The sequence below is a fragment of the Acinetobacter ihumii genome, from assembly GCF_900625095.1.
Taxonomy (GTDB): domain Bacteria; phylum Pseudomonadota; class Gammaproteobacteria; order Pseudomonadales; family Moraxellaceae; genus Acinetobacter; species Acinetobacter ihumii.
Genome location: NZ_LR130771.1, coordinates 1 through 8,558 on the forward strand (window position 1 = coordinate 1; position 8,558 = coordinate 8,558).

Below are 8,558 nucleotides of genomic sequence, written 5' to 3' on the forward strand. Positions count from 1 at the left end.
TGAGCAACAGCATATAAAAGATGCTTACGCATTTGAATTATCTAAGGTAAAAGATGAAGCAATTCGCCAACGAGTTATTGATCGAATTTTAGTTAATATTGATGAAGATCTCGCAACGTACGTTGCAAATGAACTCGGTTTAAAACCATCAACCAAACCTGAAAATAAGAAACAAAGTCAGGTCAAAACCTCAGAGAAACTTAGTATTGATGCTTTCCCTGCTCCAGATATTAAACAACGTAAAATCGCAGTACTTGTACATGATGGGTCAAATACAAATTCAGTAGATGCCGTTAAAGCATGGGCGGAAAGTGAAAATGCTGTTGCAGAAATTCTAGCTCCAAGTTCAGCTCCAGTTAAATCAAAAGATGGCAAAGAGATTGCCGTAGATGGTCGCCAAAATGGTGAGCCATCAGTAACTTATGATGCTGTTGTTGTGATTGATGGTGATAATTTGGATACATTTAAAGCCGATGGTGTTGCTAAACATTATGTTCTAGAGACTTATAAACATTTGAAACCGATTTATTTAATTGATGATAAGAAAGCACTTATTGATTATCTTGGTATTCAATCAGATGATGCTGTTTTCAGTAGCAAGTCATTTATGGATCAACAGGATGACTTCAAGTTAGCCATACAAAACCACAGACTTTGGTCGCGAGAAGATGTAGTGGCAGGTATCCCAGCATAAAGATATGGAAAAGCCTAGACTCAATATTTAGTTCTAGGCTTTTTAAATCCGATACCATTTAACATAATGGGCGTTATAAGAAGTCAGCTCTTATTTAGATTTCATCTTTAAACGACATTGCATGTCGCTATGGATCACTTATAGTATTGAAATATAATTTTTTTTATATGAAGCTCATAAAATATTCTATCTGAAATTTTTGAGGTTCAATTATGGCAGTTTATGCTGACTCTAGTGTTTTGAAACACATTCCAAGTTGGGATGGATGGGAAAAAGTATATAGTCCTAGTGATCAAGTTCCACATTCTGGGATATATAAATGTACAGGCTGTAATAAAGAAATTACATCGAATAAGGGAGATAAGTTTCCGCCACAGAATCATCATCAACATGGTTCCAATTTGAGTTCTATTCGATGGAAAATTATTATTTTTACAGATACTGAAGGGAAATATTGATTAAAAAAGGGAGCAATCAGCTCCCTTTCTCATTAATGTTTTTTTAGCTCTTTCAGCATTGCATCTCGAAGAATTTCATTCATACGTGTCTGATAGCCTTTGCCTTGCGCTTTAAACCACGCAAGGACATCTGCATCAAGACGAATCGAGGTCTGTTGCTTCACTGGACGATAAAATTGTCCATGGCGAACTGCATTACCCCAGTCGGTAATCTCAGGAATATCAGATAAATCTAATTGATCATCTGGCACAGTACCTTTAGCAAGTAAGCGTTTAATTTCAGCATCTTGCTTGTCACTGAAATTTTCATTCAGTTCTTTGCGTGTATATCTAACCATGCTCATATTTATCTCGCTCTGCTTTGGTAACCTGTCTTGCACTAATGATCCGTATAATTTCACAGTCATCTTCATCAAAGATGGTATGAGCCACTAAGAGCATTAATACGCCTTTAACTCTTCCAATGGTTTGCCAACGCTCTTCACCATCGGTATGTCTGTCTTGGATTGAGATCCGTAATGGATCATCAAAAACAAGGCTTGCAGTTTCGAAAGAGATATCATGCTTTTTTTGATTCTTTCGATTCTTAGCTTCATCCCATTCAAAGTACTGTTCCATAAAAAACATTCAAATTTGTATATACAACAATGTATCATAAAATTGTATCACACAAGCGATAATACGTAAATTTTGGTCAAAATTATTGGCTAAAAATGACAAAATTGCTTAAAAAGCATCCGACTTGTTTCTGTGTCGGCTTTTTGGTGTTTTTTAGGATTATGTAAAATTCACAAGTTATTGATTTAATTAAAATAATAAAGAATGATTTCGCATAAGCGCCATTATGTTAAATCAGAGTATAGGAAGACTATTAATGATTCAAAATATGTTTAGAGTTTTATCTGTTGCTGAGATCACAATTCACTTTTAAATTGACAAAAAAAATATTAGTTCTTAGTATGAAAATATACGTATTAACTCGGGGAAAGAGTTAATTCTCTGGCTTTGAGCAACCTAAAAGCATCTCTAAATTGATCTTCTATACGTCAGATCGTCCCACTTAAATGCTCAATGGGAATGCAGATCTTGATGAAATAGGGGACTCTTATGTCTACAAACTTCACACGTAAAATATCAAAGCAGCTGATTAGTAAATTTTTAGATAAAAAATTAGTACTGGGTTCAGCTCATTCTTATGAATTAATAGCCGGATTTTTAGGCTGTAAAAGTCATATAGCACTTCAAACAAGATATCCAGATTTAGAAACAGAAATATTTGATATTCAATCATCTAGAGACGGGTTAAGCAAAGTTATAGATCGTATGAGAGATGCTCATTGGAAGCATAAAATTTCTTTAGAAGAACTCTACATAATGATAGATAGAATTGTATATCCACCAATGTACATTATATGGCCAGATGATGTGCGGTATATCTATAGCCCCTACTTAGACCTATCAACTAATGAAAGAGGGGAACTTATAGCCACCTATAAACCAGATTTTTATGATCTTGAGTATGCTAGAAGTATTGGGACAGAAAGCTTTATTATTACTGAACAATGTACTAAAACACAGATTCAAGATTATTTAGAGAGGTTCAGTATAGAAGAAGAAATCGATGACCCTTCAAGGATCTTAATTGGGTATCAAAAGTTTGATACATCGAAAATGAGAGACAGAAATGATATTTGTAGAATTCTACACATAACTTAAAAAGAACCGATAAATAATTTCCTAAAATCAACATAATACCGATTAATGAAGCCCTGATCTAAGATTAGGGCCTCTTGGACATTAAAATTTTTCATCAAGATCGAAATCTTGAGACTGATTCCAAATGAGATTCTCAATTTTCTCCAAAATTTTTTCTGGTTTTGTATCAGTATCAGATATGCCACATTCCTGGCATTCGCCAAAGTAATGATCATCACTGATTTGATGTATATTCATTGTTTTCAAATTGCATATTGGGCAAATATCTACCAGAAACAAAGGATGAGATTTTGCATCTTGTATGTATTTTGCTTTTTCTTCTGCTTGCCTTTCAAGTTCTGCATTTTCAGCTTCTATTTTTTTAGCAACTTCAGCTAATTCCGCTTTTGTTAATTGGCTTTCATGCCAATCTGGAAAATACTTTGAACGTGGACCAAGATCTGTACCTCGATTAGGGTAATTTGCTGGATTCTCTTCTGGAAAATCTTCGAAATACTCTGACCATTCCCCCATTTTTTATTCCTCTATAGTGTTTAAATTATCTAAAATTAACATAATACGCCTTATACGAAGCCCAGGTTAATCCTGGGCTTTTTGTTGAATCTGATCATTAGCCTCAAACATTCCTGGATTGGTAATTTTGATGTTTTCCTGACAACTCCTACAAAGCATCAGCCCAGCAAAAAGTTGTACATGTTGCGTTGATTCACAGAAGGTACATGGCTTAGGAAAAGGGATAATATTGGCTGAATTGACTAATTCTGTTGACATAAGAAGTAACCTTGGATTGTACATATTGATTTTTAATAAATTTCAATACTTTATACCTAATTTAGCCACTAAAATTTGTACATTATTGTATGATCCATGTGTACATATTATTTTTTATAATTTTCATATGCTTAGATCAAAAATAGCGTTTATTTTTGTACAACCCCATGTACAGAACAATAATCATATAAATCAAATTCTTAGCATAAAAAATTCCATGAATTTTGTACACGATTCTGAAACTTAAAAATTTAAACTTTCATCAATTTCTTCCATAATTTCAATAAATTAACCTTAATTTTAAGATATATTCTGAAAGTTGGTTTGAAAGTTATTTTTACATTATATTTCAATACTTTAAATCAAAAATTTGGATATTTTTTGAAAAAACCAATGAAAGTTTATTTTTTATTTAAAAACAAAAATTTACAGCAGTTTTTATCCATTTTTTTGAAACAGTTTCTATATGATAAAAAAAACTATAAAAACCATATCTGGCAAAGGTTTGAGGGTTATCATCTTTAGATGCGTGGTGTGTGAACTAAAAATTGTCGGTATGTACCGACTTCCAAGAAAACCAATTGACTGAAATGACCACAAAGATAGTGCTTGATTATTACTTTTACTGAAAAAGCTTAAGAAGACATTTTGATCTACTGATCAGAAGCAAAATTTAGAACAAGAGATGAAATCAGAACTAGACTTTTTAGAGGACAATTTAAAAACACCAAATTTAAACGCTGTATTTTCACCATAGAGCGATCATTTCAAACTTAAATAGAGATCAGTACCTAAAAAACAAAAAAGTGCCTCTAAACGCAAATAGAAGCAAATGACACAGCCTCAATAAACGACTAGAACACCTCAACCAAGCGAGTGTCTACGAGCGACAGTCCCAAAATTCGCGCCTCGGCCTTCTGAAAAACCGCTTTTTTAGGTTTGTTAACCTAAAAAAGTGAAGTTTAGATGCAGAAATTTGAGTCTAGACCGAGCGAAGCGAGCATAAAGCTTTATGAGCGAAGCGAATTCCGAGTTCCTTTTGCTCTTGCTTTTGCTTTTTCTCAAATTCACAACGGAAAGAGCCAAAAAATTGCCCCCGAATCGAGCGAAAGCGAGATTCAATAGAGTTTGAGCGAAGCGAAAACCAAGGGCAATTTTGACCAGACGAGGCTTTTAATTATTTTTAATAGCTTTTAAATGTTTTTAGGCATGCTGAAAGCCTTTATTTACAGTATATACAGGGGATATACAACACCAAAAAGTCACCTATACAACACCAAAAAGTCACCTATACAACACCAAAAAGTCACCTATACAACACCAAAAAGTCACCTATTTACACCATTGATCAATAATGGTGTAATAACACCATGTATAATAAAGGTGTAGCAAATGCCTACCAATGAATTAATAGTAAAAGATAACGCTTTAATTAATGCGAGTTATAATTTAGATACCGTAGAACAACGGTTAATTCTACTGGCTATCTTACAGGCAAGAGAAACAAGAACAGGGATTGATGCAAACACCAGGCTACGGATCCATGCCAGTGACTATATGAGTAGATTTAATGTTAATAAGCATGCCGCCTACAAAGCCCTAAAAACAGCAGTTACTAATCTTTTTGGTAGACAGTTTAGCTATCAAACAATTGATGAAAAAACAGGAAAATCAAAGAAAGTAATTTCTCGATGGGTTCAAAATATTTCTTATATTGATGATGCTGCAACCTTAGAGGTTACTTTTACAATGGATGTAGTACCCTTAATTACACGTTTAGAAAAACAATTTACAAGTTATCAGTTAAAACAAGTTACTCAATTAACAGGAAAATATGCCATTCGACTCTATGAGTTGCTTATAGCATGGCGTGAAGTGGGTAAGACTCCTATATTTGAAGTTTCTGACTTTCGTTCAAAGCTCGGCTTAACTTCAGATGATTATCCAAGACTAGATACATTTAAACGACGTGTACTTGAATCAGCAGTCAAACAGATAAATGAACATACAGATATCATCGTTAAAGTTGAACAGCATAAAGAAGGTCGCTCTATTTCTGGGTTCTCTTTTAGCTTCAAACAAAAAAGAAATCCGAACAAAGCAATAGAACGTAAGAAAGATCCGAATACATTAGATATTTTTTCCAAAATAACAGATGCTCAACGCCACCTATTTGCTAACAAGCTTTCAGAATTACCTGAAATGGGGAAATACTCTCAGGGCACTGAAAGCTATCAACAGTTTGCAATAAGAATTGCTGAAATGCTTCAAGATCCTGCTAAATTTCAAGAATTACATCCTTATCTTGAAAAAGTTGGCTATCGTTAAACTTCTGATGTAACGTTACATGATTAATTATTGTCTACAAGCATACAGATTTTTACTTGGGTTACATGATGAAAGCGCTATCTGTTATTGAGTTATCACAACTTTACGGGATGAATCGACAAAGTATTTATAAGCGTATAAATAAAGGAGATTTATCAAAAAATAGTGATGGGAAAATAGATTTATCTGAAGCCATGCGAGTATTTGGCGAACCATCTAATAAAAACAATAATGTAACCACGTTACAGTCTACTACGGTACAAAAAGAGACAGAAGTAGACATGCTAAAACAACAGGTAGACATACTAAAAAAACAGCTAGAACTTGCACATGAGCGAGAAGTTTTCCAACGAGAACAGTTAGAAGCAAAAGACAATCAAATAGAAGCAATACAACGACTGCTAGAAGCCCCAAGAACCAATATAACTACGTTTACCAATCAAAAATCTAACCAAGATATAGTAACAGATCCTCGGTCAGAACCTGAGCCAAAAGATGACGTATTGACTACTCCAGTTGAAATAGAAAATAAGCGTATTCCAGTACCAGAACATGTTGAACAAGAGCCAGAGAAAAGAGGGTTTTGGAGTCGGTTTTTTAGACCCTATGATTAACCAAGATTGTTTAAGTAAAATGAATAAAGTCGTGGAACTTTGATCAAAGAATAGGCGTGGAACGTGAAGAATCCATAAAAAAGCCTAGTTTCTTCAAACTAGGCTTTTTTATGGATTACAACTTATTGAAATAATTAAACTAATACAGTCGATTTCGCATAAGGCGTATTATGTTAATTTTAAATAATTTAAATATTTACCTATCTTATAATTTAACTGTAAGCCATCTACATTTTCCCCTCTAATGCCTCAATTTTTTAGGGTTTTCAAATATAGTTATCTCAATACGATTTGAATCAATAGCGCATAACTACTTAGATATTTCGATTGTTGTTTTAATGTTGTGAATAGGTATTAGCTAAAAGAAGATTATTAATTATCAGATAAGATTTTTATAACTATAAGACTACCAATCTAAATCTTTCAGCCTTATCTAACAATATAAATGAGGAAAATATAATGAGTAAGCCACTCAATAACGACAACTCTAAAATTGCCCAATTTGAACAGGAAAGTTATGTCGATCCTAAAGGTAAGACTCTTACAAGTTCATTAGGTGTTCCAGTATTAGATAATCAAAATAGTCTAAAAATTGGTGACCGTGGACCAACTTTACTTGAAGATTTTCTATTGCGAGATAAATTGATCCATTTTGATCGTGAACGTATTCCAGAGCGGGTTGTGCATGCTCGAGGTTTTGGCGCACATGGTTATTTTGAAGCTTATAAAGGCAATGAGAAATGGACTAAAGCGCAATTCCTGACAGATACAACTAAGCCAACACCAATTTTTGCCCGTATTTCCACGGTTCAAGGTGGACGTGGATCTGCAGATGTTGTTCGAGATGTTCGTGGCTTCTCTATTAAATTTTATACTCAAGAGGGAAATTACGATTTGGTTGGGAATAATATCCCTGTGTTTTTCATCCAAGATGCAATTAAATTTCCTGACCTTGTCCATGCAGTTAAACCTGAAGACCCTAATGAAGTTCCGACAGGTCAATCAGCACACGATACGTTTTGGGATTTTGTATCGTTAAATACTGAAACTGCACATATGACAACTTGGGTTATGTCCGATCGTGCTATTCCACGCAACCTCCGTTCTATTCAAGGCTTTGGTGTACATACATTTAGATTCATTAATTCCGAAAACAAAGCCCATTTGGTGAAATTTCATTGGACACCAAAACAAGGCGTTGCTCAGGTTGTTTGGGATGAAGCTTTGAAACTCAATGGTAAGGACCCTGATTTCCATCGTCGTGATCTATGGGATGCAATTGAAAAGGGAAACTATCCAGAATGGGAACTTGGGGCTCAAATTTTTACAGAAGAAGAAGCTGAAAAATGGGATTTTGATGTACTAGATCCAACAAAACTTGTGCCTGAGGAGCTAGTTCCAGTAACACCATTAGGTAAATTCATTCTGAACCGTAATACAGATGATTTCTTTGCTGAAACGGAGCAAGTTGCTTTCAGTCCTGCAAATGTTGTCTCAGGAATCGATTTCAGTAATGACCCTTTACTTCAAGGACGCTTATTTAGCTATACAGACACGCATCTGCATCGTCTAGGTACAGCCAATTTCAATCAAATTCCAATCAATAAACCTGTATGTCCATTTCATACCAATCGACGTGGAGGTTTCGCCAATCATGAAGTTTACAAAGGAAAGGCGAATTATGAGCCAAATTCAGTAGATGAAAATTGGCCACGTGAGGCTGTTCAAGATAAAGGAGCTTTTAGCTCTTATCCAGAACCTATCGAGGCAAGCAAATTACGTGTTCGCCCTGAAAGCTTTGCTGATCATTTCTCTCAAGCGACGCTTCACTACACCAGTTTAAAAAAGCATGAGCAACAGCATATAAAAGATGCTTACGCATTTGAATTATCTAAGGTAAAAGATGAAGCAATTCGCCAACGAGTTATTGATCGAATTTTAGTTAATATTGATGAAGATCTCGCAACGTACGTTGCA

Annotated in this window: 10 protein-coding genes; 6 read left to right on the forward strand and 4 right to left on the reverse strand. The window is 34.5% G+C overall.

From position 1 onward, the window contains the following. Together E0D95_RS15300 and E0D95_RS15305 are read left to right on the forward strand one after the other, a co-directional pair. Positions 1 to 694, forward strand: a 694-nt coding sequence (locus tag E0D95_RS15300; RefSeq protein WP_284690735.1) for a catalase-related domain-containing protein, incomplete at its 5' end; no start/stop codon positions are given. Between the two features lie 212 nt (positions 695 to 906). Next, on the forward strand, positions 907 to 1,152 hold the full coding sequence (locus tag E0D95_RS15305; protein ID WP_130804991.1) for a hypothetical protein: 246 nt from the start codon (positions 907 to 909) through the stop codon (positions 1,150 to 1,152). 32 nt (positions 1,153 to 1,184) lie between these two features. On the opposite strand, the gene E0D95_RS15310 is transcribed toward E0D95_RS15305, so the two are convergent. Next, positions 1,185 to 1,496 carry a BrnA antitoxin family protein gene (locus E0D95_RS15310; RefSeq protein WP_130804992.1) on the reverse strand — a complete coding sequence of 104 codons (312 nt, stop codon included), beginning with the start codon at positions 1,494 to 1,496 and terminating at the stop codon, positions 1,185 to 1,187. Then, positions 1,483 to 1,770 (reverse strand): BrnT family toxin, encoded by a 288-nt coding sequence (locus E0D95_RS15315; RefSeq protein WP_120366266.1) that lies wholly within the window; start codon positions 1,768 to 1,770, stop codon positions 1,483 to 1,485. The genes E0D95_RS15310 and E0D95_RS15315 overlap by 14 nt, the downstream gene beginning before the upstream one ends. Before the next feature lie 489 nt (positions 1,771 to 2,259). Here E0D95_RS15315 and E0D95_RS15320 point away from each other — a divergent pair, with 489 nt between their 5' ends. After that, complete coding sequence (locus E0D95_RS15320) at positions 2,260 to 2,868, forward strand: hypothetical protein (protein WP_130804993.1); 609 nt, start codon at positions 2,260 to 2,262, stop codon at positions 2,866 to 2,868. Between the two features lie 81 nt (positions 2,869 to 2,949). On the opposite strand, the gene E0D95_RS15325 is transcribed toward E0D95_RS15320, so the two are convergent. Further along, positions 2,950 to 3,381: a hypothetical protein gene (locus E0D95_RS15325; protein WP_130804994.1), complete on the reverse strand. Its 432-nt coding sequence runs from the start codon at positions 3,379 to 3,381 to the stop codon at positions 2,950 to 2,952. A gap of 66 nt (positions 3,382 to 3,447) precedes the next feature. After that, positions 3,448 to 3,639, reverse strand: a complete 192-nt coding sequence (locus tag E0D95_RS15330) for a hypothetical protein (protein WP_048763283.1) — start codon at positions 3,637 to 3,639, stop codon at positions 3,448 to 3,450. Between the two features lie 1,392 nt (positions 3,640 to 5,031). Between E0D95_RS15330 and repM the strand changes: the two genes are divergently transcribed. From repM to E0D95_RS15350, 3 genes are all read left to right on the forward strand, one after another. Beyond that, on the forward strand, positions 5,032 to 5,967 hold the full coding sequence (gene repM / locus E0D95_RS15340; protein ID WP_130804995.1) for a replication initiation protein RepM: 936 nt from the start codon (positions 5,032 to 5,034) through the stop codon (positions 5,965 to 5,967). A gap of 68 nt (positions 5,968 to 6,035) precedes the next feature. Further along, complete coding sequence (locus E0D95_RS15345) at positions 6,036 to 6,581, forward strand: plasmid replication DNA-binding protein (protein WP_171478603.1); 546 nt, start codon at positions 6,036 to 6,038, stop codon at positions 6,579 to 6,581. Positions 6,582 to 7,040: 459 nt separating this feature from the next. Next, on the forward strand, positions 7,041 to 8,558 hold a 1,518-nt coding region (locus E0D95_RS15350; protein ID WP_130804997.1), incomplete at its 3' end, for a catalase.

Coding starts and splice junctions, on each gene's coding strand:
- E0D95_RS15305 (WP_130804991.1), top strand. CDS start 907: ATGGCAGTTTATGCTGACTCTAGTGTTTTGAAACACATTCCAAGTTGG.
- E0D95_RS15310 (WP_130804992.1), bottom strand. CDS start 1,496: ATGAGCATGGTTAGATATACACGCAAAGAACTGAATGAAAATTTCAGT.
- E0D95_RS15315 (WP_120366266.1), bottom strand. CDS start 1,770: ATGGAACAGTACTTTGAATGGGATGAAGCTAAGAATCGAAAGAATCAA.
- E0D95_RS15320 (WP_130804993.1), top strand. CDS start 2,260: ATGTCTACAAACTTCACACGTAAAATATCAAAGCAGCTGATTAGTAAA.
- E0D95_RS15325 (WP_130804994.1), bottom strand. CDS start 3,381: ATGGGGGAATGGTCAGAGTATTTCGAAGATTTTCCAGAAGAGAATCCA.
- E0D95_RS15330 (WP_048763283.1), bottom strand. CDS start 3,639: ATGTCAACAGAATTAGTCAATTCAGCCAATATTATCCCTTTTCCTAAG.
- repM (WP_130804995.1), top strand. CDS start 5,032: ATGCCTACCAATGAATTAATAGTAAAAGATAACGCTTTAATTAATGCG.
- E0D95_RS15345 (WP_171478603.1), top strand. CDS start 6,036: ATGAAAGCGCTATCTGTTATTGAGTTATCACAACTTTACGGGATGAAT.